We start from the raw sequence: 24018 nt of genomic DNA, 5'->3' as shown, positions 1-24018 counted from the left end.
ACTGCTCAGCGTGAGCGCACGGGACCGGTGGACTGGCGCACCATCAGCTCGACGCCGAGACGGCGCTCGATCATGGCGACACCGTCGGCACCGACAGCACCGGCCGCACCGGCCGCACCGGCCGCACCGGCCGCACCGGCGACATCGTCGGCAGAGCCGTCCGCACCTTCGGCGCCGCCCGGGCTGACGGCGCCCCGCGGCCCGCCGCGGCCCAGCGCGAGATCCAGGGCGATCTTGCCCATCTCCCGCAGCGGCAGCCGCACGGTGGTCAGCGAGGGCGAGAGGTCGCGGGCGACGGCGATGTCGTTGAAGCCGGCGACGGAGACGTCCTCCGGGACACTGCGTCCCTGGTCCCTCAGGTAGGCGAGTGCACCCATCGCCATCTGGTCCGCGGTGCCGAGCAGGGCGGTGAGCTCGGGATGCTCGCGCAGCAGCTCACCGGCGGCGCGGTAGCCCTCGTCCCGGTTCGGCGGGCCGTGGTGGACGATCAGCCGGGCTCCGACTTCGTCGAGGGCTTCTTTCATCCCCTCGTATCGCTCCTGACTGGAGATCAGCGCTTCGGGACCTGAGATCAGTGCGATATCGCGGTGGCCGAGCTCGGTGAGATGGCGGCCGATGAGCCGGCCGCCCTCGCGGTTGTCCACCAGCACCCGGTCCATCTCGACCACCGGGGTGCCGATGCCCACTACGTGCCCGCCCGCAGCTCGGAAGGATCTCACCCGGGTCGCGATCCCCTGCCGGTACGCCTCATCGCTCAGGCCGGAGCCGGCGACGATCACGGAATGCGCACGATGCGACTGCAGCATCCTGAAGTAGCCGAGCTCGCGCTCCGGATCACGCTCGGTATGGCAGATGGTGACCAACAGGTTCTCGGCGGTTGCTCGTTCGTGGATGCCGTTGACGATCTCGGAGAAGTACGGGTCGCCGACGTCTCCCACCAGCACGCCGATGGTGCCGGTGTTGCCGCGCAGAAGCCCCTGCGCCTGGGCGTTGGGGACGTAGTCGAGCTCGAGCGCGACGGCCTTCACTCGCTCACGGAGCTCCTCGACCACCGGGTAGGTGCTCCCGGAGAGCACACGGGACGCTGTCGGGACGGAGACTCCGGCGCGTTGTGCCACGTCTTTGAGGGTCACTGCCATGTTCGGAGGATACTCCCAGCAAACGCTCTCTTGACGGTCCCACGCTGGCGACCTAGGCTCTCTCTCGCGGGGAAATGCTTTTCTCCCACCACCTTCTCTCCACGACGTGAGGACGATCAGTGTCGACCGTGATCACAAACATGCTTCCCACCACCGCCCCTGCCGACGAGCAGGAGCTCGACGAGCTCCTGTCCCGCCCGCTTCCCGGCGTGGGCGAGGCCCTCGCTGCTCTGGGCGGCGACATCGTGCTCCTCGGCGCGGGCGGCAAGATCGGCCCCACCATGTCCCTGATGGCCCGGCGGGCGCTGGACGAGGTCGGCTCCGATGCCCGCGTCATCGCCGTCTCGCGCTTCTCCGACCCCGCCTCGCGCACGCTGCTCGAGGAGGCGGGCATCGTGGTGCACCCCGCGGATCTCGCGCGCTCCGAGTCCTACGCGGACCTGCCGGACGCCGCGGGCATGTTCTACCTCGCGGCGATGAAGTTCGGCACCACGGGCCTCGAGCACCAGACCTGGTGGTCCAACGCCGCGATGCCCGCACTGGTCGCGGACCGGTACCGGGGCGTGCCCTCGCTGGTCTACTCCACCGGCAACGTGTACCCGCTCTCCCCGCTCGGCACCGGCGGCTCCACCGAGGCCGACGAGCCGGCGCCGGTCGGTGAGTACGCCCAGTCCTGCCTCGCCCGGGAGCGGCTGTTCAGCTATGCCTCCCACACCTGGGACACCCCGGTGTCGATCTTCCGCCTGAACTACGCCTGCGAGCTGCGCTACGGGGTGATCGCCGATATCGCCACCAAGATCGCCGCTGGCGAGCCGGTGGATGTCACCATGCCCGCCGTCAACGTCGCCTGGCAGGGCGATATCAACGCCTGGGCGCTGCGGTCGATCGAGCTGGCAGGCACTCCCCCGCGGATCCTCAACGCCACCGGCCCGGAGACCGTCTCCGTGCGCCGGCTGGCCCACTGGCTCGGCGAGGAGATGGGCATCGCACCGAAGATCGTCGGCGAGGAGTCACCCGATGCTCTCCTGAACGATGCCGCCGAGATCCATGAGCTCTACGGCTATCCCTCGGTCCCGCTGCGTCGCCTGGTGCGCTGGGTGGGCCAATGGGTCGGGGGCGGTGGCCGCCAGCTCGGCAAGGCCACCAAATTCCAGCAGCGCGAGGGGAAGTTCTGATGATCGACCTGCACGCGAGGCTCGATTCCGGCGTCGCGATCCCCGCACATCCCCTGGCTCTCGACGACCACGGCGGTGTGGACCTGCGAGCGCAGCGGGCTCTGACCCGCTATCAGCTGGCTGCCGGCGCGCATGGCCTCGCCGTCGGAGTGCACTCCACCCAGTTCGAGCTGCATGACGATCCCGCCCTGCTGCGCACCGTCTGGGAGCAGGCCGCGGCCATCGCTGCGGAGGCCGCCCCGGGCGCCGTCGCCTCGCCGTTGCTGATCGCGGGCCTGGTCGGTGACACCGCCCAAGCCGTCCGCGAGGCGGAGCTCGCCCGCGAGCTCGGATTCCAGGCCGCGCTGATGAGCCCCTGGGGAATGGTCGAACGCAGCGAGCAGTCGCTGCTCGAGCGTGCCGAAGCCGTCGGCGAGGTGCTTCCGACCATCGGCTTCTACCTGCAGGACAGCGTGGGCGGCATGCCCCTGAGCCGAGCCTTCTGGCGCTCTCTGTTCAGCCTCGAGTCGGTGGTGGCGGTGAAGACGGCGCCGTTTGACCGGTACCGCACCAACGACGTGATGCAGGAGCTGCTCGGTCATGAGCGCTGGGACCAGGTCGCGGTGCTGACCGGCAACGACGATGCGATCGTGGCGGATCTGGTGACGCCCTTCCGACGCGAGGTCGACGGGCACCTGCGGGAGGTGCGGGCACGCGGCGGGCTGCTGGGGCAGTGGGCTGTGGGCACTCGCGCCGCGGTCGAGCTGGTCGCTCGGGCGAACGCTGAGGTCGCCGCCGACGCCGTCACCCCCGAGCTGCTCGCACTGGGCAGCGATCTGGTAGAGGTCAACGCGGCCGTCTTCGATGTGCTCCACAATTTCTCGGGCTGCGTCCCCGGTGTCAACGAGGTGCTGCGCCAGCAGGGGCTGCTGAGCAGCACTCGCTGCCTGGGGCCCGATGTCCTGTCCCCCGGGCAGGAGCAGCTGATCCGTGAGGTGCGGGCGCGCTTCCCCGCGCTGCTGGACGAGGAGTTCGTCGCCGCCGGGCGCGAGGGCTGGCTGTCATGAGACCTGCCCTCGTCGGCTGGGGCTCCTCCTCGATGGCGCTGATCGGTCCGGCGCTCGAGGCGGCGCTGGCGCCATCGGGAACCGGCTTCCTCAACGAAGGTCGCGGCGGGGAGACCTCGCACCACACCGCCGCCCGGATCGGGTCGATCCCCCTCCCGATCGCCGTGGCGGGCGGACTCCTCCCGGCGGCGGGGACGGTGAAGCTGCTGCCCACCGAGCTCGACCTGGTCTCCCACGCCCTCAAGCCCTACGCCGGCCACGTCGCCGGCATCCCCGCCGTGGTCCACGGCACCGAGGAGGGTGTCTTCCTGACCCGCCTGCGTCCCGGCGATCCGATCGCAGTCGACGGCGATCCCTTCCTCCCGCTCACCGGGGCGTCCCTGCGCGGCCACGACGCCGTGCTGTGGATGGGCAAGAACGACCTCAACCGTGGGCAGGACGCAGCAGGGGTCCTGGACCGCATCACCACCTCCGCCCGGTATCTCGAGCAGGCTGGGGCGCGCGTCGCCGTCGTCGGCCAGTTCGTCAACAACGGCGCCGAACCCGCGATGCGCGCGCAGGTGCTCGCCGTGAACTCCGGATGCGCGGAGCGCTTCGGCAGCGCCTACCTCGAGGTCCAGGATTTCGTCACCTCCCCGGCGCTGCCGGAGGCCACCGGGATCGATGCCTCCGCAGAGGACCTCGCCGAGCGCCGCGCCGGAGCCAAGCCGCCGTCGATCTCCACGGATCCGGGGCATTTCGACCAGCTCGGCAATGCCGTCGTGGCGGGTCACCTGCTCACCGGTCTGCGCAGGCTCGGCCTGCTCGATGCACCATGACCCCGAAGACCGCCCCGCCCCGAGAAGGAGACCTCATGTCCGTCCCCGCAGAGCCCGCCAGCACTCCCCGCATCTTCGTGGCGATCACCCCTCAAGAGCTCGGAGTCCTCTACTCCGAGGCGGCTCTGGAGCGGCTGCGGGGCGTGGGCGAGGTGGTGCTCCCGCCGGAGAGCGGCGACTCCCGGATCCGCCTCCCCGAGGGCATCGCCGACGACTACGACGTGCTGATCACGTCCTGGAGCACCGCGCCCTTCGATCCCTCGGTGCTGAGCGGGTCACGGCTGAAGTACGCCGCGCACACCGCCGGCACCGTGCGAGGCCTGTTCCCCAAGCAGGTGCTCGAGCAGGGGCTGCGGCTCGCCCAGGGCGGCTCTGCGGCGATGGCCACCGCGGTGGCGGAGCTCGCGCTCACCTTCACCCTTGTACTGCTGCGCGATGTGCACTCGATGGACCGTCGCCTGCAGGCGACGCATGATTGGAGGGCCGGCGGCTCCGGCACCCTCACCCATGGCATCCGGGAGCAGACCATCGGCGTGCTGAGCCTGTCCCGGGTGGGTCGTGAGTACGTCTCGATGGTGCGCGGGCTGGGCGTCCAGGAGGTGCTCGCCCACGACCCCTTCGCCACGGAGGACGACGCCGCAGCGCTCGGGGTGCAGCTGGTGGGACTGGCGGAGCTGTGCGAACGCAGCGATGTGCTCGCGATCCACGCTCCCGTCACCGACGAGACCCGGGGGATGCTCGATGCCGACATGATCGCGCGACTTCGCGACGGTGCGACCGTGCTCAACACCGCCCGCTCCGCCGTGATCGATATGGAGGCGCTGACCACCGAGCTGGTCGCGGGCCGGCTGCGCGCAGGGCTGGATGTGTTCGACGTCGAGCCGTTGGCGGAGAACTCCCCTCTCTACGGGCTCGACAACGTGCTGATCACCCCGCACGTGGCCGGAGGGACCGTCGAGGCGCGACGAGCCCAGGGCGACGGGGTGGTGCAGGAGATCTCGGCATTCCTCTCCGGCGCTCCCCTGCGCTACGAGGTGACGGCGGAGATCTACGACCGGCTCTCCTGAGAAGTCTCGGGCGCGGTGACGTCTCGGGCGCGGGGAGGTCTCGGGCGAGGTCGCGAATCTCGGGCGCGGTCGCGAATCGGTGGAGTGCCTGGCGCACATCTGACATGCTTTCGGTGACACTTCCACCGGACGCCTTCCCGCTGTCCGGATCACGCCACCCAGGGGGACCTATGAGCGAGACCAGCACGACCGACGAGCAGGTCACGATCTACACGGCCTACGAGATCGACTTCATGCTCGGGCTGCGAGACACCGAGAGCGGCAGGATCACCCGCGAGCAGATCGGGCTGCGCTCCGCGCCCGCAGCAGCCCAGGAGTTCGTCACCGCAGCCGTCACCTCCGGGCTCCGCGCCCGGGGGAAGGTCGAGCGCTCGGCGGACGGCCAGTGGCTGCTGGGAGAGGAGGGCCAGGTGGTCGCCACCGCGCTGACCGCCGCCGATCGCTGGCTGGGGATCGCGCTGGCCGAAGGCGAGGCGATGCGCATGGCCTTCATCATCAAGGCCAATGAGGCCATCCTCATGCTCACCCAGGACGAGCTGGATTCGTTCGTGGTCACCGCCCTGCCGAGCAGCGATCAGGTGCCCGCCTCAGTCTCCGACATCGTGCTGGCCTTCCTCGGGGAGGGCAACGAGCGGACCGTCTCGCTGCGCCGCACCGATATCGCCGCCCCGGAGGACCCCACCCCGCTGATGTTCCATGCGGAGGCGGACGGCAGCTGGAAGATCGGGCATCTTCCGTTGGACGACGAGGGCATCCTCGGGGTCTCCGACGTGGACGCGGGCGGGGTGGCGGAGGCGACTCGGGTCCTGTGGGACGACGGCATCAGCCAGGCTCCCGGCACCGTCGCCAGCTGAGAGAACCAGTCGCCGGCGAGAACGCCACCGGAGCCAGACCCCGACGGCGTCGGACCCCCGGTCTCAGACTGCGGGTCCGACGCCGTCCCCGCGCCGCGCCCGGGCCTGCTGCAGCCGTTCCCGCAGTCCTCGATAGGCGCGCCGGATCCGCACCATCAGGTAGATGCCGAGGCCGAGCAGCACGAGGGCGAGCACACCGGCGAGCGCGGGCAGCAGAACAGTGAGCAGCCCCATCACCACCGCGGCGACGTCCTCCCCGGTGGAGACCAGGGCGTTGGAGACCGGCTCCGGCGAGACGTTCACCGCGGCGCGCGCAGTTGCCTTGGCGGCGTGGGAGCCGAAGGCCGCGGCGGCACCGAGCACCGCCATCACGATGGCGGTGCTGGTGTCGGTCTCGCCCCCCAGCAGGAACCCGATCGCCCCGCCGGCGATCGGACGGATCACGGTGTGCAGCTGGTCCCAGAAGGAGTCGAGGAAGGCGATCTTGTCCGCTGCGAAGTCCACCAGCAGCAGGATGGCGGTGATCACCAGCAGATCGGTGCGCTGCAGCACCTCAGGGACCTGTTCGAGGTTCATCAGCCTGCCGGACAGTCCCAGCAGGAAGACCATGAAATAGGGCCGGACCCCGCTGACCCAGCCCGATCCCAGGGTCATCATCAGTGCTTCCATGGCTCTCCTCCGTGGTGCTTCCGCAGGGGTCGATCTCTCGGGCTCGGTGGCTCAGAAGGCGCCGCGAGCGGCCTTCTCCTGCTTCCTCAGCTCGATCCGCAGGGTGCGGATGTCCTGCCCCGATGGCTGGGACCAGGTCCAGACATGCCGGTCGAAGGCGGGCATCAGCACGCGGGAGCCGTCGCGCAGCCGCAGCGCTGCGGTGAGCCAGTGCACCGGATGGACCACCCGCGATTCGATCGCGATGATGTCCCGCCAGGGGACCTCTCGGGAACGGAAGGCGCCCACCACCCGCAGCCCGCGCTCGGTGATCTCCACTCGTGAGCGGGCGGTGCCCAGCGCCACCAGGACGAAGCGCAGCCCCAGCAGCAGCAGGATCAGCCCGATCGCGCCGAGTGCGAGCATCACGATCAGCCGGCCGATCTCCGGCGCATGGCCGTCCTCCACTCCGAGCGAGAGCAGCAGGATACCGACCGCGGCGATGACCGTGCCGCCCAGCAGCAACGCGGCGGCCACCGCACGCAGCAGGGTGTCGCGGGTGGCGGCGACCGGGAACAAGGCCCGAACAGTACCGCCGGTGCCGGGCCGTGCGCTCCCCTGACGGTGACCGCGGCGCAGGTCCGAGACCATGCGCTCGACCGTCGCATTGCTGCGGGTGTAATCGGGCAGGGCGGTGCGCGGACCGGTCTCGGGTCCGATCTGCCGGGGGATGGTCATGCCCTCACAGTAATGCGGCTCGTCGCCGCCTGCGCGTAGTGTGCTGAGCATGTCCTCGAACGGCCCTTCCGCCCCCCGCTTCCGCCGGCCCGCTCCGCTGTACGCGTCGGTCGCCGAGACCATCCCCGGCGAGCCCGACCCCGCCGCCTCGGCGGATCTGGCGCACGATTCCGCGCGGGCGCTGCTGGATGGGGTCTTCCACAGCTCTGATCCCGAGGTCGTGGAGCGGGTCGTGGCGCTGGCCGCCCAGGACGGCCTGACCGACCTCAGCGCCTTGTGGTCCGGAGCTCCTGCTTCGACCCTGCCTGGGGCGCTGTGGCGGCTGTACGTGCTCCACACCTGGGTGCAGCAGGTCGGGGACGAGGTCGTGCTCCGCTACCGCGCGGGATCACGCACGGTTCCCGGGCTGAGGTATCTCTCCGGCTTCGCCGAGCCACCGGACGTTCCGCAGGTCCAGCGGACGATGGACGACATCCTGCGTGGAGCGTTCACCGGGGATCTCGGCCTCGCGCTGCGCAGAGCCGGCGCGGTCGCCACGATCATCGCCCACGGCACCGCCCATCTGGCGGATGAGGACCGGGACGATGCGCGCACCCGACAGGCCGAGCGGCTCCTGCGCACCGGCGAGGAGCTCTCGGCGGCAGGCCGCTACGCCGAGGCAGGCCTGCTGGACTGACGCCGGACGACGGCACGACCGCGCCAGAGGGGCGCACGACGCAGCGGGAGCGAGGCGCGGAAGTTTCGCGCGGGAGTCGCGGGAGTGAGGCGCGGAGTGAGGCGCTCGCCATATCGCGGCGGGCATCCATTTGCCTCATGCCCGGGCCGGTGCCCTACGATGGACAGGCGCCGGGCCGCGGTTGCCCCGGGCTCCAACATTTGCCGCTTCGAGCGGCCTTCGCGCCGACAGGCGCATCCCGGTCCGGCGCCTCATCATCACGAATCCGGTCCGCGCAGCCCCTCCGGGCCGCAGCGACGTCATGCGCCCCAGGCGCGAGGAGGCGACCCGAGGTGATGCAGTTCCTCTCCCGGTTCTTCCCACAGCGCACCGAGCGTCCGCTGTACGACCTCTTCGCGGAGCTCGCCGAGCTGCTGGTGCAGTCCGCCGACACCCATTCGAAGCTGCTCGGCCACGGATACCGGGAGCGCACTCGCATCGCACCGCGGCTGCACGAGCAGTCGACGGTCGCCGAGGAGCTGTGCCGACGCATCGCCGAGCGGCTCGCCCAGTCCCTGATCACCCCCTATGAGGCCGAGCTGCTGTACGACCTCGCGCTCACAATGGCGGATGCGGTGGACTCCATGGAGCACACTGCGGAGCTCCTGGTCATTTCCCGCGTGGGACAGCTGCCCACCCCGCTGCTGGATGCGGCCAAGGGCATTGAGCGTGCTGCCGAGTACACGGTCGCCGCGAGCTGGAAGCTGTCGCGCATCCGGGAGCTGGGCGACTACTACGACCAGGTCCGGAAGCTCACTCGGCAGGGAGAGAGGCTGATCCGCAGGGCGCTCGGCGAGCTGTACTCGCGAGGCGGCTCCGTCCAGGAGCTGATGCCCCTGCATGACGTCTCCGGGTCGATCCGGCACACGATCGCTCTGCAGGAACGCATCGCGCGGCTGACCGATCTGCTGCGGGTCAAGGACGCCTGAGTGACGACGCTGATGCTCGTGCTGGTCGTCGTCCTGGCACTCGCGATGGCGTATATGAACGGCTTCCACGATGCGTCCAACGCCGTCACCACGACGATCACGACCAGAACGCTTCGGGAGTCGACCGCTCTGGCCCTGGCCGCGATCCTCAACGTGCTGGGTGCCCTGCTGGGGATGATGCTGATCGTCGCCTCCGCACCGTGGGCGCTGCGGCTGCTGGGGATGACGCCGCTGACGCAGGAGACCGCCGGGCAGCCGGATGTGCTCGGGCTGGTCCTGATCGCGATCATGCTCGCGACCATCGGCTGGGATCTGCTCACCTGGTGGCTCGGGATGCCCTCGTCCACCTGGCATGCCTTCTTCGGCTCCACGGTGGGGGTCTCGCTCGCGATCGGGGCTCCTGCGGCCTGGGAGCGGCTCGGGCTGCTGCTGGTCGTCTCCCTCGTCGGCCCGGTGCTGTCCGCGGTGATCGCCTACCTGCTGATGCAGCTCGTGCTGGTCCTGGGCCGGCATGAGCGGCTGCTGCGGGGACACCTCCGCTTCGCCCAGACCGTCTCCGCCGGCGCGGTCGCCACGGGGCACGGGCTCAACGACTCCCGGTTGCCGCTCGCGGTGATCGTGATCGCCTTCGCCGCCACCGGCGGCCCCCCGTCGTTCGCGGTGACCCTCATGGTCGCGGTCGCCCTCGCGATCGGGCTCGGCACACTGGTGGGCGGTCATCGCATCATCCGCGTGCTCGGCCGCCACCTCACCGACCTGAACGTCGCGCAGGGCCTCGCTGCGGAGACCTCCGCCGCGGTCACCATGTCGCTGGGCCTGTTCGGCGTCGGATCTCCCGTCTCGACCTCTCATGCGCTGGCATCGAGCGTGGTCGGTGCGGGGGTCGCCCAGGGGCTGCGGAATGTGCGCTGGCAGGTCGCCGGCAAGATTCTGCTGATCTGGCTGGCCACCCCGCTGGCCTGCGCTGTGGTGGGCGCGGCGCTGGTGGGGACGATGCTGGCGATGAGCTCCCGCTGAACCTGCCCGCCTGCGGAGCGGGGACTCGGTGTCCTCGGAGGATCGACCACTATCCTGTGGCCTTCCGTGCCGTACCCAGAAGGAGCCCCGATGTCCGACGGTGAGTCCACGACGCCTGCGCCGCGCCAGCGCCCCAGCTACGGACTGCCCGGGCCGACGCCGACCTCCGCTCCCAGAGCGGACGCGGCGCCGCAGTTCGGCCCCCAGAACGACGGCGAGCAGAACTACGGCACGCAGGGCTACGGATCCCAGGGCTACGGCAGCCAGAACTACGGCAGCCAGAACTCCGGAACTCAGGGCTACGGCTCCTTCGGCACCGACCCCTACGCGCCGCAGACCGGCCCGCTGCCTGCCTCCGTCCGTTCGGGCCCCGGTGCCCCCGGCGGATCCGGCGCCGCCCCTCGCAGGCGACGCGGGCTGTGGCCGCTGATCATCGGCCTGGTGCTGCTGGTCGTGATCGGTCCCGCCGCGACGATCGGCGGGATCGTATGGTCGGTCGGCTCGCTCGTCGGCGACGCCACCGAGGGCCCGGTCCCGATGCAGGGGGCGACCGCCGACATCGAGGTGCCCGCCAACGAGATGCTGATCGTGTACGTCCCCCTGGCAGATGCGGCCGCCGCTGAATGCACCGCCGAGGGCTCGACGCCCGGCGCGGTGACCACGGTGCCCAGCTCGACCGAGACCACCTTCGGCGACGGGTCGCAGTACGTCCAGGTGCTCGGCGTCGCCGCTCTGGAGGACACCACGGTGACGGTCTCCTGCACCGGGACCGACGCTCCCGCCTATCTCGGCCCGTACAGCGTGTTCAGCATGGCTGCCCCGCTGCTGATCGGTCCGATCATCGGCGTGATCGCGGGACTGATCGGGCTCGTGCTCACGATCATCGGCATCGTGCTGCTGGTGAAGTCACGTCGGTCCTGATCCTTCAGCACCACGAGCCGTCTCAGCCCGCAGTCATCCCCGGTGTCCGGAGCGTCACCCTGACCTAGAGTGTCGTGACGACCCCGAACTCGAGGATGGAGTGGTGATCATGCACCCCCGTGCAGGCCAGAAGGCACTTGAGGAGGATCTCGTCGATGTCGATGCGCTCCTCGACGCGTATTACGACCTCCACCCGGATCCGTCGGACCCCGACCAGGCCGTCTCCTTCGGCACCTCCGGGCACCGAGGCTCCTCTCTCGACACGGCGTTCAACGAGGACCACATCGCCGCGACCACGCAGGCCATCGTCGAATACCGGGCCGCGCAGGGCATCCGCGGGCCGCTGTTCGTGGGCCGCGACACCCATGCCCTCTCACGACCCGCCTTCGACACCGCACTCGAGGTGCTGATCGGCAACGACGTCGCCGCCCAGGTCGACTCGCTGGACGGCTACACCCCCACCCCTGCCGTCTCCCACGCGATCCTCACGCACAACCGAGGTCGGGCTGCGAACGATCCGGGCCGTGCAGACGGCATCGTGATCACCCCGAGCCACAACCCGCCGCGTGACGGTGGTTTCAAGTACAACCCTCCCCATGGCGGTCCCGCGGACACCGACGCGACCTCCTGGATCGCTGACCGGGCCAACCAGCTGCTGACGGAGGGGCTGCGGGGTGTGCGCCGGCATGGCCGCCAGAAGGCCCTCCAGGATGCCGGGCGTTACGACTTCCTGCACACCTATGTGGCGGACCTGCCTAACGTGGTCGACATCGAGGCGATTCGTCGCGCCGGGGTGCGGATCGGCGCTGATCCGCTGGGCGGCGCCGCGGTGGACTACTGGGCCGAGATCGGGGAGATGCATGATCTCGACCTGACAGTGGTCAATCCGGAGGTGGATCCCCGCTGGTCCTTCATGACGCTGGACCGCGACGGGAAGATCCGCATGGACTGCTCGAGCCCGTGGGCGATGGCCTCGCTGCTCGAGAAGCGCGACGAGTACGACATCGCCACCGGCAACGACGCGGATGCGGATCGCCACGGCATCGTCACCCCCGATGGCGGGCTGATGAACCCCAACCACTATCTCGCCACCGCGATCCGCTACCTCTTCGCGCATCGCCCGAACTGGCCGGCCACCGCGAAGGTCGGCAAGACGGTCGTCTCCTCGAGCCTGATCGATCGCGTGGTGGCCTCCCTGGGCCGCGAGCTGTACGAGGTGCCGGTGGGCTTCAAGTGGTTCGTGCCGGGTCTGATCGACTCCTCCGTCGGCTTCGGCGGCGAGGAGAGCGCCGGTGCCTCCTTCCTGCGGCGCGATGGCTCGGTGTGGACCACGGACAAGGACGGGATCATCCTGGCGCTGCTCGCCTCCGAGATCCTGGCAGTCACCGGCCGCTCCCCCAGCACGCTGCACGCCGAGCTGGTCGAGGAATTCGGCAGCAGCGCCTACGCCCGGATGGACGCTCCGGCCAACCGCGAGCAGAAGGCGAAGCTCAAGGCGCTCAGCCCCGAGCAGGTCAGTGCGACCGAGCTGGCCGGCGAGCCGATCGTCTCGGCGATCACCGAGGCTCCTGCCGGTGGCGCGATCGGAGGCCTGAAGGTCTCCACGGAGTCGGCCTGGTTCGCCGCGCGACCCTCCGGCACCGAGGACATCTACAAGATCTACGCCGAGTCCTTCAAGGGTGAGGAGCACCTGAGCCAGGTGCAGGACGCTGCGAAGGCCCTCGTCGACGAGGTGCTCGCAGACTGACAGTGCTGTGACGGAGCGCCGGGTCCCCGCAGGGGTCTCGGCGCTCCGTCTTTTCTCCGCTCCGGCCTTTTCGCTTCCCCGACCTTTTCGCTTCCCCGGCCCTTCCTCCGCATCGGCCCTTCCTCCGCATCGGCCCTTCCTCCGCGTCGGCCTCCGCGGCCGCTTGTCCATGGTGACGACTGGGCAGGTGCCTGTTCGTCTCCGTGCTCCCGTGGTGCTTCCGGAACATTTCTCCGAGGTTCGCCCGGGGCGATCACGATGACCTCAGCGACCGACGCTGCGAGCGCAAATCGACGGCTGACCAGCATCCATGCAGGTCGACGGCAAAGACTTGGTCAAGCCAAGGTCAACATTGCGTGGATCACGCTGGCGTGGCGCCATGCACAGCACCCTTGCGCGCACCCCGGAGGCGATGAACGATGGGGTCGAAAGTAAAGGTTCGGTAGGGTAATGTGCTCCGTCGGGCCCACCGAAGATGATGCCGACCGCAGCCACCGAGCTCGCGACCATGGAGGAGGGGGACCACGACTATGCGACTGCGCTCACGTCTGTGTGCCTGCTCCGCCGCTCTCGCCATGGCTCTTCCCGTCGCGACGGCACCCGCTCTGGCCGAGATGCTGGACCTCGAGACCACTCAGTCCGCCCCCGCCGAGCCCGACAGCACCCCACCGGAAGGCTCGAACCAGGAGCCCCCCGATGAGGAGAGTGCCGAGACCGAGGAGCTCCCGAGCGAGAAGCCCACCGTGGAGGGCGACGCCCCCGAGCCGCTCCGGGACGAAGAGTCTCCCGAAACTTCCGCAGCACCCGAAGAAGATCCGCAGACCGATGACGATCTGCAGCACGACGGCGATCCACAGACCGATGATGACTCGCAGACGGATGACGACTCACAGGCTGATGACGGCACTCAGCACGAGCCCACGCACCCGGTCGAGGACCCCGTCATCGAGGATGACTGCGAGGACGACTCGGTCATCCCGGCGCTGCTGCTCACCACCCTCGACGATGAGTGCTCCGGCGAGGAGCAGTCACACCCAGCCGACGGCACGGAATCTGTCACGGACGCCGAAACGTCGAGCAGCACCCCGCCCACGATCAGCACCCCCGGCAGCCTTCCCAGCGGAGGCACCAACGGGAGCGGGACCGGACAGCCATCCCTGACTCCAGGGCCGTCGACATCGCCCAACACCTCACCCTCGACCTCTTCGCCGGCACCCAGCCCGAATGAGAGCCCGACGGACGGCTCTGACCAGCCTGATCCACCGGACCCCAGCGATCCCGACAAGCCCACAGAGGGTCCCGAGGAGCCGTCGGCGCCTCCGACGAGCAGCTCCGCGGTGGAGAGCGAGAGCAACGAGACCACTGAGATCAGCGGCGTCGGCGCCGAGACACCGAGCTCTCCCCCTCCGCCGTCACCGCAGTCCGGCGCCGGCCATGATGAAGGCGGCCCGGTGGTCCGGCTGTTCAACGCGATCTCGGAGGACAGCGGCTCCGGCTTTGGCCAGATGCGCCAGGTGCTGATCGCCGCGCTCGGCATCGGCTTCCTGACCACTGCCGGCTTCGTCGGCGCGACCTGGCATCACCGCGCCAGCACCGGGAAGCACGACACCGACGCGTAACCGAGGCCTGAAAGCCCGGACAAGGCCCCGACGCCCCCGGCTCCCCGAGGTGAACAATGCCGTCGTGGGCTCCACAGCGAGCCCCCAGCAGGTGAGCTCAGCGCTCCTCGAGCAGCTCCCGGGCGCGCGCGATGATGCCCGGCACGCTCTCGCGCATCTCGCGGATCGTGCGGTCGAACGCTCCCTGCCCCTCGTACCAGGGGTCCTCGACGGCAAGCTCCGTGGGCAGCGCCGCCGGGTCCGCGCCCGGCTCGAACCGCCGCCACATCGCGATCTGGGGAACGGCCGAACCCTCGGGTGCCTGCTCGACCATCCGCCGCAGCCGCTGCGCGTGATCGGCGGTCATCGGCAGCACCAGATCCCAGGCCAGCAGCTCCGTCAGATGGATCGTGCGGGCGGTGTGATCGAAGGGCCGCACATAACCTGATCGCTCGAGAGCGAGCTCGGTGCGGTCATCCATCGGCATCCCCTCGGCTTCCCAGCTGGTACCGGCCGACCCCACCTCCACCTTCCCGACCAGGTCGCTCTCCAGGATCGCGGCGCGCAGCATCACCGCGGCGGCCGGGGATCGACAGACGTTGCCGGTGCAGACGGTGAGCAGGCGAATGGGCGACATCCCCCTATTGTGTCAAGCTCGGGGCGCTGCGCGCGCAGAACCGCCGGGGAACGTACACTGGTGACGGGAGTGCATGCGGTGCCCGCGGCAGCGCGAGAGCATGATCGCCAGGGCATGATGGCCCGTGACCACGCAACGACGGCTCAGGAGGACACCCATGGCCGACATTATCCGCGCCCACGACGACGACTGGTCGCTCGTGCGCGAGATCCGTCTTCGGTCCCTCAGCACGGACCCGGCCGCCTTCGGGCAGAGCTGGGACAAGGAATCCACCTATGAGGACTCGGTCTGGGAGCAGCGCGTGCGCGATGCCGCCTGGTTCCTGGCCGTCGAGGACGGACAGCCGGTCGCCGTGGTGGCGGCCCGGCGCGAGGAGGACTCCCCCGCCAACGAGCGCGAGCTCCAGGCCATGTGGGTCACCCCGAACTCTCGCCACTCCGGGATCGCCGGGAAGCTCGCCGAGGCGATCTTCGACTGGTCCCGCGAGGACGGCGCAGACACGATCACCCTGTACGTGGGCCCCCGGAACACGGGTGCTCGCGCCCTGTACGAGAGCCTCGGATTCGTCGACACCGGTGACCGCTGGGAGATCGTCGAGGACGATCCCGATGGGGCCTGGCTGAAGATGGCCCGCGGTCTCTGACGCCCGGTGGGCATCAGCACTCGGCTGACCTCCGCCCGCGCCGGGCTCCGTTCGCTGGCCGCGCGCGGCGGTGACGACCGTCCGCACTGGGCGGCACGCATCGAGAACGTCAAGAACACCGCCGTCGGTCATGCCCTGCGTCGGCTCAGCTGGGATCTGCGGCTGCAGCCCTTCCACGGCTACGGCTCCACCGAGCGGGTCCGGGTGCTGGCGAAGGTGCTGTACGCCTCCCCCGGCACCCCCGCAGACTTCCACGACCAGCCGGTCCACGACCTGCGCACGATGGCGGTGCGCGGCTGGCGGAACTTCGCCGGGCAGGTCGCGCCGCACCGCACCGTACAGATCCTGCTGGGTGATCAGCAGTTCACCGCGCGCGCGGACCGCACTGGCATCGTGGACGCGATGCTCGAAGTCTCCCTGCCCCCCGGCCAGCATCAGGCCGTGCTCTGGACCGTCGCCGGCAACGAGGTCACCGCGGACGTGACCGTCTTCGCGCCGGAGACCGAGGTCGGCATGGTCAGCGACATCGACGACACCGTGATGGTGACCTGGCTGCCGCGCCCGCTGCTGGCCTTCTGGAACGCCTTCGTCGTCCACCAGTCCTCCCGCCAGGTGGTCCCGGGAATGCCGATGCTCTACCAGCGCCTGGTGCGCGAGCACCCGGCGATGCCGGTGTTCTACCTGTCCACCGGCGCGTGGAACGTCTTCCCCGTGCTCAAGCGCTTCCTCTACCGCAACGGCTATCCCGATGGCCCGCTGCTGCTGACCGACTGGGGCCCCACCAACACGGGCTTCTTCCGCTCCGGTCCCGAGCACAAGCATCGCGCCCTCGAGCAGCTGGCCACCGAATATCCCCACATGCGGTGGATCCTGGTGGGTGACGACGGGCAGCACGACCCCACGATCTACGCCGAGTTCGCCGCGCGCCACCCCGAGCTGGTCGAGACGATCGCGATCCGCCAGCTCACCGAGCCCGAGCAGCTGCTCGCGCACGGCTCGCGCCGCCCGCTCCAGGACGCGGCGCCCGCGAACGGCTCTCCGCTCACCCTCGCCGCTCCCGACGGCCACGGGCTCCTCGCCGAGTTCCAGAGGGCCGGGAAGATCTCCTCATGACGACGTCATCCCTCGAGACCGGGAAGCACAGAGAGATCCTGCTGCGCACCGCCCACGACGACGACGCAGACGCCGTGGCCGTCCTGGTGCAGGCCGCCTACCGAGGCGAGGGCGGCTGGACCACCGAAGCGCATCTGGTGGACGGTCAGCGCACCGATGCGCAGGAGGTCCGCGGGATGCTCGCGGACCCCGCGGTGTCGCTGCTGGTCGCTGAGCTCGCCGGGCCCGACGGTTCCTCCGGGCCCGCCGGTGAGGTGGTGGGCTGCTGCTACACCCGCCGCGAACCCACCGACGCCGACGGGGTAGACCGTGCCGAGCTGGGCCTGTTCGCCGTGCACCCCTCGGTACAGTCCCGAGGCCTCGGCGCCCGCCTGCTCGAGGCGCAGGCCGAGCACCAGCGCACCGCCGGGGTGGACATGCTCATGATCCAGGTGCTGCAGTCCCGGCCAGAGCTGCACGCCTGGTACGAGCGCCACGGTTTCGTTCCCACCGGGCACAGCGTCCCCTTCGCAGGCGAGGCCGACTGGTTGAAGGTCGAGGGGCTCGGGATGGACGTCATGGAGCGGCCACTCTGCGCACTCTGAGCGGAGAACCCCCTGTCCAGAGGCGGTTTCTCCGACTAATCTCAGAGGATGAACACCGACGTCCATCACCCCTCCGCAGCCCGCTACGACCGCACCCCATACCGTCGCGTCGGCCGATCCGGCGTGCTGCTGCCCCCGATCTCACTGGGCTTCTGGCAGAACTTCGGCGAGAACCGCGACCCGCTCACCCTGCGCACGATCGTCCGCCGTGCCTTCGACCTCGGTGTGAACCACTTCGACCTGGCCAACAACTACGGCCCTCCGCCCGGCAGCGCCGAGACCCATGTGGGCCGCATCCTCGCGCAGGACTTCCGCCATCACCGCGACGAGCTGGTGATCTCCACCAAGGCCGGATACCGGATGTGGGACGGGCCGTTCGGCGACGGCGGGTCTCGCAAATACCTGCTGAACTCGCTGGATCAGTCCCTGGAGCGCCTGGGGCTGGAGAACGTGGACATCTTCTACCACCACCGCGAGGATCCCGAGACCCCGCTCGAGGAGACGATGGGCGCGCTCGCCCATGCGGTGCGCAGCGGCAGGGCGCTCTATGTCGGCGTCTCGAACTACTCCCCCGAGAAGACCCGGCAGGCCGCGCGGATCCTTGCGGATCTCGGCACCCCGCTGCTGATCCATCAGCCCTCGTACTCGATGTTCAACCGGCATATCGAGAACGGCCTGCTCGATGTCGTCGGCGAGCTCGGGGTGGGCCTGGCGGCCTTCTCCCCGCTCCAGCAGGGTCTGCTCACCAACCGGTACCTCTCCGGCGTGCCGCAGAGCTCGCGCGCCGCCGGCACCTCGTCCTCCCTCTCCGAGCAGCAGGTCCTGGGCGAGGACTACCAGTCGCGGGTGCGCGGTCTGTCCCAGATCGCCCACGAGCGCGGCCAGAGCCTGGCCCAGCTCGCGCTGGCCTGGGCGCTGCGGCACCGGCAGGTCAGCACCGCGCTGGTCGGAGCCTCGTCGGTGACGCAGCTCGAGCAGAACGTCGCCACCCTCGAGAACCTCGAGCTGACCGACGAAGAGCTCACCCGGATCGATGAGTTCGCCATCGACGGCACCGCCAGGCGCTGAGCTGCCCTTGCACGACGCCCGATCCGGATCCCGGTCCTGCCCCTGCACGACCCCTGCCCGACCCCTGAACCGCTCCCGCACGACATCGAGTCGTAGGTTCTGTGCCCCAAGGTGTCCAGAGGCGCGCAGAACCTACGACTCGATGAGTTGCCGCGGGCAGAGGGACTGCCGCGGGCAGAGGGGCTGCCGTAGGCGGATGAGCCGCCACGGGCGAGCGGGCCGCCGCAGGCAGGCGGGGATCAGCCGGTGTTCTTCAGCCCCGCCGCGACGCCGTTGATGGTGGTCAGCAGTGCACGCTGCAGCTCAGGAGAGAGCTCCTCGCCGCGCTCGGTGGCGGCACGGGCCCGCTGCAGCATCGCGACCTGCATGTAGGAGATCGGATCCAGGTACCGGTCGCGCACCGCGAGGGTGCGCTTGAGCACCGGCTGATTGTCCAGCAGGCCCAGCACCCCGGTGAGCCGCTCGATCTCGGCGACCGAGAGCTCGTACTCCGCCTTGATGCGGTCGAACAGCGGCCACAGCCGCTCCGGCACCAGCGAGTGCACGTAGTGCGCGGCGATCGCCATGTCCGTCTTCGCGAGCGTCATCTCGACGTTGCTGATCACGGTGCGGAAGAAGTGCCAGTTGCGGTACATCTCGTGCAGATCAGGCTCGAGCCCTGCCTCGCGCGCGGCCTTCAGGCCGGAGCCGGCACCGAACCAGCCGGGCACGATCTGCCGCGACTGGGTCCAGCCGAACACCCACGGGATCGCCCGCAGGCCGTCCAGGCCCTTCTCGGAGGTCGCGCGCTTGGAGGGGCGCGAGCCGATGTTCAGGTCACCGAGCTGCTCGACCGGCGTCGAGGTCACGAAGTACTCCGGCAGATCCGGATCGTCCGCCAGCGTGCGATAGCGCGCATAGGAGGCATCGGAGACCTGCTGCATGACCTCGCCGAAGCGGTCCAGCTGCTCAGGCGTCGAGCGCGGGGAGGTGTGCAGTGCGGAGCCCTCGAGCACCGCCGCCAGCGACAGGTCCAGGTTCTCCCGGGCCAGCGTGGGCAGCGTGTACTTGTCCGAGATGACCTCGCCCTGCTCGGTGAACTTGATCTCGCCCTCGAGCACGCCGTACGGCTGGGCCAGGATCGCGTCATACGTCGGGCCGCCACCACGGCCGACGGAACCGCCGCGGCCATGGAACAGACGCAGCGTCACCCCGTGGCGGGCGGCGACATCGCGCAGCAGGCGCTGCGCCTGGTGGATCTCCCACTGGCTGGTGATGACGCCGGAGTCCTTGTTGCCATCGGAGTAGCCGAGCATGACCTCCTGGAGGTCGCCGCGCAGGCGCACGATCTCCCGGTAGGACGGATCGCTGAGCATCTCGTCGAGGATCTCCCCGGCGTGACGCAGCTCGGCGACCTCCTCGAGCAGCGGCGCGAAGCTGATGTCCGATCGGTTCTGGTCGCCGCCGGGCAGGGTGACCAGGCCGGCTTCGCGAGCCAGCAGGGCGACGGCGAGGATGTCGTCGGCTCCGTGCGTCATCGAGACGATGTAGGTCTCGATAGAGGACTGGCCGTACTGCCGGTGAGCGTCCCGGATCTCGCCGAACACCTTGTAGGTGGTGCGGGTGGCGTCATCGAGGATCGTCTCGTCCTCGGCGAGCGCCGTGCCGACCAGCGGGCGCCGGCTCGCGAGCTCCGCGGCCAGCACCTTGGTGCGCTCCTCGCGGCTGAGCTCCATGTAGGGCCGGTCCAGCTCTCCGACACGGTCGAAGAGACGGGCCAGCACCTCATGGTGCTTCTCAGAGTGCTCGCGCACGTCGAGGACGGCGAGGTTGAGGCCGGATCCGGCGAGGACCTGCTGGGCGACGGCGATCGCACCGTCGGCCGCTCGGCGTCCGCCGTGGCGGTTCAGGGCGCCGCGCAGGATGCTGAAGTCGTCCTGCAGCTCCTCCGAGTCGTAGTAGTCCTTGCCGTGGACATGCGGCTCGCCGGTGCGGATCCGCTCGCCGGTGGCCTTGAGCTTGGCGCGCATGGTGCCGAGCTTGAGCCGGTAGGGCTCCTGCTCGAACATCCGCTGCTGCACTTCGTCGACCTCGGACTCGAAGGCGAGGTCCGCGTCGATGCTCGCGCGCAGCTCCTCGTCCTGACCGGTCATCTCGCTGGAGATCGACAGGTCGCCGATGAGCTCGGAGACGACATCGATCGCGAGCTCGACCGCGGTCTCGGCCTGGAGCTGTAGCACCTCGCGGGTGACCTCCGCGGTGACGAACGGGTTGCCGTCGCGGTCGCCACCGATCCAGGAGCCGAAGCGCAGCGGCACCTGACGCTCGCGCAGGTCGGCGCCATGGGCACGCAGCTCCTCGCGCAGGTCGTCGAGGAAGCCCGGCATGGTCTGGCGGTACAGCTGGGTCAGGTAGTAGAGCACATTGCGCGACTCGTCCTGCGGGGTGGGACGCTGACGGCGCAGCTCGTCCGTCTGCCACAGGGACTCGATGAGCTCGGAGAGCAGGTGATCCTGCCTGCGCCGCTCGGGGGTGCCGTCCTCGGTGTCGTTCTCGAGGATGTCCGAGATCTTGCGGAGCTTGGTCAGCACCGCCCGACGGGATGCCTCGGTGGGGTGAGCGGTGAAGATCAGGCGCACGTCGAGCGAGTCGACGGCCTCCTGCAGGCCCTCAGCGCCGACGGACTCATGGACGGCCGCGACGGTGCGCGGGACCCAGGACTCCGAAGCCGGACGTTCCCGCAGGGAGCGCACGCGGTAGACCTGCTCGGCCGCGTTGGCCAGCAGGAAGTACTGGGCGAACGCCCGGGTCAGAGCAGTGGCCTGCTCGATGGGGAGCTCAGCGAGACGGTTCTGGACGTCCTGGGCGCTGGCCTCGGAGTCCGAGGACTTCGCATCCTTGGTGAGCTTGCGGACCTGCTCGACGAGGTCGAGCATCTCCTGACCGTGCTGGTCGGCCAGCGTGCGGCCGAGCAGGGTCGACAGTCGTCGGACGGTCGCTCGCAGTGGGGCGTCGATATGGGGATCGTCGCCGACGACGGGGAACTCGCTCGTCAAGGTCGGGACGGCGATGGCGTCGGTATCTGGCACAGGGCCTCCTGGGGTCGGCACGCCGAGTAGCGGCCGCCGACACAAGCAGGGCGACCGCGTCGGCGCGGAACGAACGGGCACAGACTACAGCGAGGAGCCGTCGGCGCACCCGCAGGGGACAGTCCGCGGACCGCAGCAGGTCAGCCTGCGGTCCGCGACGGGTCTTTCAGAGCACGGCGCGCAGGAAGTCCTGGGTGCGCTGGTTCTCGGGTTCGCTGAAGATCTTGTCCGGCAGGCCTTCCTCGATCACGGACCCCTTGTCGAACATCATCACGCGGTCGGAGACCTCCCGCGCGAACTGCATCTCGTGGGTGACGATCAGCATCGAGATGTCGGTCTCGGCGGCGATGTCCTTGAGCACCGCGAGCACCTCTCCGACCAGCTCGGGGTCCAGCGCCGAGGTGACCTCGTCCAGCAGCAGGATCTCCGGATCCATCGCCAGGGCGCGCGCGATCGCGATGCGCTGCTGCTGGCCGCCGGAGAGCTCCGAAGGGCGGGCATCCTTCTTCCAGCCCATCCCCACCTTGTCCAGCAGCGCCTCCGCCTTCGCCTCGGCCTCGGCCTTCTTCAGACCCATCACGTGGACCGGGGCCTCGATGATGTTCTCCATCACGGTCATATTGGGGAACAGGTTGAAGTGCTGGAAGACCATGCCGATGTCGGTGGTGGTGCGGCGGCGGCGCTTGTCCGGGATGCGCACGCGCTTGCCGCCCTGCTCCTCGTACTGCAGCGGAGTGCCTCCGATGTGGATGTACCCACCGGTGAGCTCTTCGAGCGTCATCACCAGGCGCAGGATGGTGGTCTTGCCCGAGCCGGAGGGTCCGATCAGGGTGACGCGCTCGCCCTTGGTGACCGTGAAGTTCAGATCGTCGAGCACGGTGTTGTCACCGAACTTCTTGACCACGTCGCGGAACTCGATGTGGGGCACGCCGGGCACGCCGGGGTGCGCAGTGTTCTCAGGCAAGTTTCTTCTCCAGTCGTCGGATCAGGAGGGAGGTGGGATAGCTGGCCGCCAGGAAGATGAGGCCGGCCAGGGTGATCGCCTCGGTGTACCGGAAGTAGGTCGAGCCGTAGTTCTGCGCGACGTTCAGGAGCTCCGGGACGTAGATCACGAACAGGAACGGGGTCTCCTTGAACATGGAGATCGCGTAGTTGCCCAGGGCCGGCACGGTGTTGCGGATCGCCTGGGGGACGACCACCGCTCGCCAGGTGCGCATCCGCGGCAGGGAGAGTGCCGTGGCCGCCTCCCACTGGCCCTTGGGCACCGAGTCGATGCCGGCGCGGTACACCTCGGCCATATAGGTCGTGTAGTGGATGCCCAGCACCCAGATGCCGATGGAGAGCGAGGAGTCGACGTACGGCGAGAGCACGAGGTTCGCGAAGACCAGCTGGACCACCAGCGGCGTCATGCGGATGAACTCGACCACCCAGGTGAAGGGGGTGCTGATGATCCTCGGCGCACTGCGCCGGATGATCGCCACCACCAGTCCGAGGACAAGGGCGATGAGGGTGCCGAGCACTGTGGCGATCAGCGTGATCTTGAAGCCGTCGAACAGCAGGTCCGGAAGGACTGCGAAGGCGTGGTCCCAGCTCCACCAGGAATTCTGCGGGGTCATGCCAGACCACCTCCCATCGGCGTGCCGGAGGCCGCGACGGAGCGATCACGGACGACGCGCGCCGTGCGCCCTCCTGAGGGGGTGGTGCCGGGTGCCTGGAAGAGCGAGCGCCATGCCGTGCGCAATGCCGGGCCGCGCCCGATCTGGTGCTTGGCGCGGATCTCCAGTCCGTTCATCAGGATCACGATCAGCCAGGCGATCAGGTAGTAGGCCAGCAGCGCGAAGGAGTACGCGAACCAGGTGCCGGTGCGGTCACGCAGCTGCTCGACCTGGAAGAAAATGTCGTACAGCAGCACCGTGCTGACGATCGCGCTGCCCTTGAGCAGCTGGATCCACAGGTTGGACAGAGACGGGATCATCAGCGCCCAGGCCTGGGGGATCACGATGCGGAACATGCCACGGGCCGGGCTCAGGCTGAGCGCGCTGACCGCCTCGTACTGCCCCGTGGGCACCGAGCCGATCGATCCGCGCACGACCTCCGCGGCATAGGCCCCGTAGTTCAGGCCGAGGGCGAGGACGCCCACCAGCAGCGGCTCGAGCCGGAACCCGAGCGGGTACGGCAGCTGCGGGAGCACGAAGGCGAGCCAGAACAGCTGGACCACGAGCGAGGTGCCGCGGAAGAACTCCACGAACACGCGGGCCACGCCGCGCACGATCAGGACCTTCGAGAGCTGCGCGAGGCCGAACACGAACGCGATCACCAGCGCGAGCAGCGCTCCCAGGACCGTGGTCAGCAGGGTGACCTGGAGCCCGTCGAGGATCAACGGCATCCGGTCCAGCACCAGCTGGAGGTTCGGGCCGAGGTCCTGGAAGAAGCCGATCACTCCATCCATCTGTACATCACCTCTCGGTCGACGAACGGCCCGGCGCGACCCGC

At 69.4% G+C, this 24018-nt stretch carries 23 protein-coding genes; 15 read left to right on the top strand and 8 right to left on the bottom strand.

Features of this window, described 5'->3' with window-relative positions:
* Window positions 1-5: 5 nt before the first annotated feature.
* Window positions 6-1139, bottom strand: a complete 1134-nt coding sequence (locus ACT3UF_RS11700) for a LacI family DNA-binding transcriptional regulator (RefSeq protein WP_444608345.1) — start codon at window positions 1137-1139, stop codon at window positions 6-8.
* Window positions 1140-1258: 119 nt separating this feature from the next.
* On the opposite strand from ACT3UF_RS11700, the gene ACT3UF_RS11695 reads away from it, so the two are divergent.
* From ACT3UF_RS11695 to ACT3UF_RS11675, 5 genes are all read left to right on the top strand, one after another.
* The gene (locus ACT3UF_RS11695; protein WP_441443858.1) at window positions 1259-2314 is read left to right on the top strand and encodes an NAD-dependent epimerase/dehydratase family protein; all 1056 of its coding nucleotides are present in this window, start codon (window positions 1259-1261) and stop codon (window positions 2312-2314) included.
* Window positions 2314-3360, top strand: coding sequence for a dihydrodipicolinate synthase family protein (locus ACT3UF_RS11690; protein WP_441443859.1), 1047 nt, complete (start codon window positions 2314-2316; stop codon window positions 3358-3360). The genes ACT3UF_RS11695 and ACT3UF_RS11690 overlap by 1 nt, the downstream gene beginning before the upstream one ends.
* Window positions 3357-4178: a hypothetical protein gene (locus ACT3UF_RS11685; RefSeq protein ID WP_441443860.1), complete on the top strand. Its 822-nt coding sequence runs from the start codon at window positions 3357-3359 to the stop codon at window positions 4176-4178. Before ACT3UF_RS11690 ends, ACT3UF_RS11685 begins: the two co-directional genes overlap by 4 nt.
* 35 nt (window positions 4179-4213) lie before the next feature.
* Complete coding sequence (locus ACT3UF_RS11680) at window positions 4214-5245, top strand: hydroxyacid dehydrogenase (RefSeq protein ID WP_444600858.1); 1032 nt, start codon at window positions 4214-4216, stop codon at window positions 5243-5245.
* 170 nt (window positions 5246-5415) lie between these two features.
* A complete protein-coding gene (locus ACT3UF_RS11675) occupies window positions 5416-6099 on the top strand; it encodes a hypothetical protein (protein ID WP_441443862.1) in 684 nt (227 codons plus the stop codon).
* 63 nt (window positions 6100-6162) lie between these two features.
* Here ACT3UF_RS11675 and ACT3UF_RS11670 read toward each other — a convergent pair whose 3' ends face one another.
* Window positions 6163-6768, bottom strand: coding sequence for a DUF4126 domain-containing protein (locus ACT3UF_RS11670; protein ID WP_441443863.1), 606 nt, complete (start codon window positions 6766-6768; stop codon window positions 6163-6165).
* A 51-nt stretch (window positions 6769-6819) separates the two neighbouring features.
* On the bottom strand, window positions 6820-7485 hold the full coding sequence (locus tag ACT3UF_RS11665) for a PH domain-containing protein (RefSeq protein WP_441443864.1): 666 nt from the start codon (window positions 7483-7485) through the stop codon (window positions 6820-6822).
* A gap of 49 nt (window positions 7486-7534) precedes the next feature.
* Between ACT3UF_RS11665 and ACT3UF_RS11660 the strand changes: the two genes are divergently transcribed.
* From ACT3UF_RS11660 to ACT3UF_RS11635, 6 genes are all read left to right on the top strand, one after another.
* The gene (locus ACT3UF_RS11660) at window positions 7535-8161 is read left to right on the top strand and encodes a hypothetical protein (RefSeq protein ID WP_441443865.1); all 627 of its coding nucleotides are present in this window, start codon (window positions 7535-7537) and stop codon (window positions 8159-8161) included.
* Window positions 8162-8496: 335 nt separating this feature from the next.
* Complete coding sequence (locus ACT3UF_RS11655) at window positions 8497-9129, top strand: DUF47 family protein (RefSeq protein WP_441443920.1); 633 nt, start codon at window positions 8497-8499, stop codon at window positions 9127-9129.
* Entirely contained in the window at window positions 9130-10146 is a 1017-nt protein-coding gene (locus ACT3UF_RS11650) for an anion permease (protein ID WP_442332428.1), read from the top strand.
* A gap of 90 nt (window positions 10147-10236) precedes the next feature.
* Complete coding sequence (locus tag ACT3UF_RS11645; RefSeq protein ID WP_442332427.1) at window positions 10237-11067, top strand: hypothetical protein; 831 nt, start codon at window positions 10237-10239, stop codon at window positions 11065-11067.
* 109 nt (window positions 11068-11176) lie between these two features.
* Window positions 11177-12814, top strand: a complete 1638-nt coding sequence (pgm, locus tag ACT3UF_RS11640; protein WP_442332426.1) for a phosphoglucomutase (alpha-D-glucose-1,6-bisphosphate-dependent) — start codon at window positions 11177-11179, stop codon at window positions 12812-12814.
* A gap of 575 nt (window positions 12815-13389) precedes the next feature.
* Window positions 13390-14433 carry a hypothetical protein gene (locus ACT3UF_RS11635; protein ID WP_444608344.1) on the top strand — a complete coding sequence of 348 codons (1044 nt, stop codon included), beginning with the start codon at window positions 13390-13392 and terminating at the stop codon, window positions 14431-14433.
* Window positions 14434-14530: 97 nt separating this feature from the next.
* Here the strand turns inward: ACT3UF_RS11635 and ACT3UF_RS11630 are convergent, their stop codons facing one another.
* Window positions 14531-15049: an arsenate reductase/protein-tyrosine-phosphatase family protein gene (locus ACT3UF_RS11630; RefSeq protein ID WP_444599095.1), complete on the bottom strand. Its 519-nt coding sequence runs from the start codon at window positions 15047-15049 to the stop codon at window positions 14531-14533.
* A 157-nt stretch (window positions 15050-15206) separates the two neighbouring features.
* On the opposite strand from ACT3UF_RS11630, the gene ACT3UF_RS11625 reads away from it, so the two are divergent.
* From ACT3UF_RS11625 to ACT3UF_RS11610, 4 genes are read left to right on the top strand one after another with little or no spacing between them, the layout of a single operon-like run.
* Complete coding sequence (locus ACT3UF_RS11625; RefSeq protein ID WP_442332424.1) at window positions 15207-15692, top strand: GNAT family N-acetyltransferase; 486 nt, start codon at window positions 15207-15209, stop codon at window positions 15690-15692.
* 6 nt (window positions 15693-15698) lie between these two features.
* Window positions 15699-16805: an App1 family protein gene (locus ACT3UF_RS11620; protein WP_441443872.1), complete on the top strand. Its 1107-nt coding sequence runs from the start codon at window positions 15699-15701 to the stop codon at window positions 16803-16805.
* A complete protein-coding gene (locus ACT3UF_RS11615; protein ID WP_441443873.1) occupies window positions 16802-17389 on the top strand; it encodes a GNAT family N-acetyltransferase in 588 nt (195 codons plus the stop codon). The genes ACT3UF_RS11620 and ACT3UF_RS11615 overlap by 4 nt, the downstream gene beginning before the upstream one ends.
* A 48-nt stretch (window positions 17390-17437) precedes the next feature.
* Window positions 17438-18457, top strand: coding sequence for an aldo/keto reductase (locus ACT3UF_RS11610; RefSeq protein ID WP_444608343.1), 1020 nt, complete (start codon window positions 17438-17440; stop codon window positions 18455-18457).
* A gap of 239 nt (window positions 18458-18696) precedes the next feature.
* On the opposite strand, the gene ppc is transcribed toward ACT3UF_RS11610, so the two are convergent.
* The 4 genes from ppc to ehuC form a co-directional block, all read right to left on the bottom strand.
* Window positions 18697-21525, bottom strand: coding sequence for a phosphoenolpyruvate carboxylase (gene ppc, locus ACT3UF_RS11605; RefSeq protein ID WP_444600854.1), 2829 nt, complete (start codon window positions 21523-21525; stop codon window positions 18697-18699).
* A 166-nt stretch (window positions 21526-21691) separates the two neighbouring features.
* Window positions 21692-22489, bottom strand: coding sequence for an ectoine/hydroxyectoine ABC transporter ATP-binding protein EhuA (ehuA, locus tag ACT3UF_RS11600; RefSeq protein WP_441443876.1), 798 nt, complete (start codon window positions 22487-22489; stop codon window positions 21692-21694).
* Window positions 22482-23141 carry an ectoine/hydroxyectoine ABC transporter permease subunit EhuD gene (gene ehuD / locus ACT3UF_RS11595; RefSeq protein ID WP_441443877.1) on the bottom strand — a complete coding sequence of 220 codons (660 nt, stop codon included), beginning with the start codon at window positions 23139-23141 and terminating at the stop codon, window positions 22482-22484. The genes ehuA and ehuD overlap by 8 nt, the downstream gene beginning before the upstream one ends.
* On the bottom strand, window positions 23138-23974 hold the full coding sequence (ehuC, locus tag ACT3UF_RS11590) for an ectoine/hydroxyectoine ABC transporter permease subunit EhuC (protein ID WP_441443878.1): 837 nt from the start codon (window positions 23972-23974) through the stop codon (window positions 23138-23140). Before ehuC ends, ehuD begins: the two co-directional genes overlap by 4 nt.
* Window positions 23975-24018 lie beyond the last annotated feature (44 nt).

It is taken from the genome of Brachybacterium sp. AOP24-D1-21, assembly GCF_052378665.1.
GTDB lineage: Bacteria > Actinomycetota > Actinomycetes > Actinomycetales > Dermabacteraceae > Brachybacterium.
The sequence above is the reverse complement of the archived record's forward strand: the minus strand, read 5'-3'. Positions and strand labels throughout refer to the sequence as shown.

Coding starts and splice junctions, on each gene's coding strand:
- pgm (WP_442332426.1), top strand. CDS start 11,177: ATGCACCCCCGTGCAGGCCAGAAGGCACTTGAGGAGGATCTCGTCGAT.
- ACT3UF_RS11610 (WP_444608343.1), top strand. CDS start 17,438: ATGAACACCGACGTCCATCACCCCTCCGCAGCCCGCTACGACCGCACC.
- ACT3UF_RS11635 (WP_444608344.1), top strand. CDS start 13,390: ATGGCTCTTCCCGTCGCGACGGCACCCGCTCTGGCCGAGATGCTGGAC.
- ACT3UF_RS11615 (WP_441443873.1), top strand. CDS start 16,802: ATGACGACGTCATCCCTCGAGACCGGGAAGCACAGAGAGATCCTGCTG.
- ACT3UF_RS11660 (WP_441443865.1), top strand. CDS start 7,535: ATGTCCTCGAACGGCCCTTCCGCCCCCCGCTTCCGCCGGCCCGCTCCG.
- ACT3UF_RS11690 (WP_441443859.1), top strand. CDS start 2,314: ATGATCGACCTGCACGCGAGGCTCGATTCCGGCGTCGCGATCCCCGCA.
- ACT3UF_RS11675 (WP_441443862.1), top strand. CDS start 5,416: ATGAGCGAGACCAGCACGACCGACGAGCAGGTCACGATCTACACGGCC.
- ACT3UF_RS11700 (WP_444608345.1), bottom strand. CDS start 1,139: ATGGCAGTGACCCTCAAAGACGTGGCACAACGCGCCGGAGTCTCCGTC.
- ACT3UF_RS11625 (WP_442332424.1), top strand. CDS start 15,207: ATGGCCGACATTATCCGCGCCCACGACGACGACTGGTCGCTCGTGCGC.
- ACT3UF_RS11645 (WP_442332427.1), top strand. CDS start 10,237: ATGTCCGACGGTGAGTCCACGACGCCTGCGCCGCGCCAGCGCCCCAGC.
- ACT3UF_RS11685 (WP_441443860.1), top strand. CDS start 3,357: ATGAGACCTGCCCTCGTCGGCTGGGGCTCCTCCTCGATGGCGCTGATC.
- ACT3UF_RS11655 (WP_441443920.1), top strand. CDS start 8,497: ATGCAGTTCCTCTCCCGGTTCTTCCCACAGCGCACCGAGCGTCCGCTG.
- ACT3UF_RS11680 (WP_444600858.1), top strand. CDS start 4,214: ATGTCCGTCCCCGCAGAGCCCGCCAGCACTCCCCGCATCTTCGTGGCG.
- ACT3UF_RS11630 (WP_444599095.1), bottom strand. CDS start 15,049: ATGTCGCCCATTCGCCTGCTCACCGTCTGCACCGGCAACGTCTGTCGA.
- ehuC (WP_441443878.1), bottom strand. CDS start 23,974: ATGGATGGAGTGATCGGCTTCTTCCAGGACCTCGGCCCGAACCTCCAG.
- ACT3UF_RS11665 (WP_441443864.1), bottom strand. CDS start 7,485: ATGACCATCCCCCGGCAGATCGGACCCGAGACCGGTCCGCGCACCGCC.
- ehuD (WP_441443877.1), bottom strand. CDS start 23,141: ATGACCCCGCAGAATTCCTGGTGGAGCTGGGACCACGCCTTCGCAGTC.
- ACT3UF_RS11670 (WP_441443863.1), bottom strand. CDS start 6,768: ATGGAAGCACTGATGATGACCCTGGGATCGGGCTGGGTCAGCGGGGTC.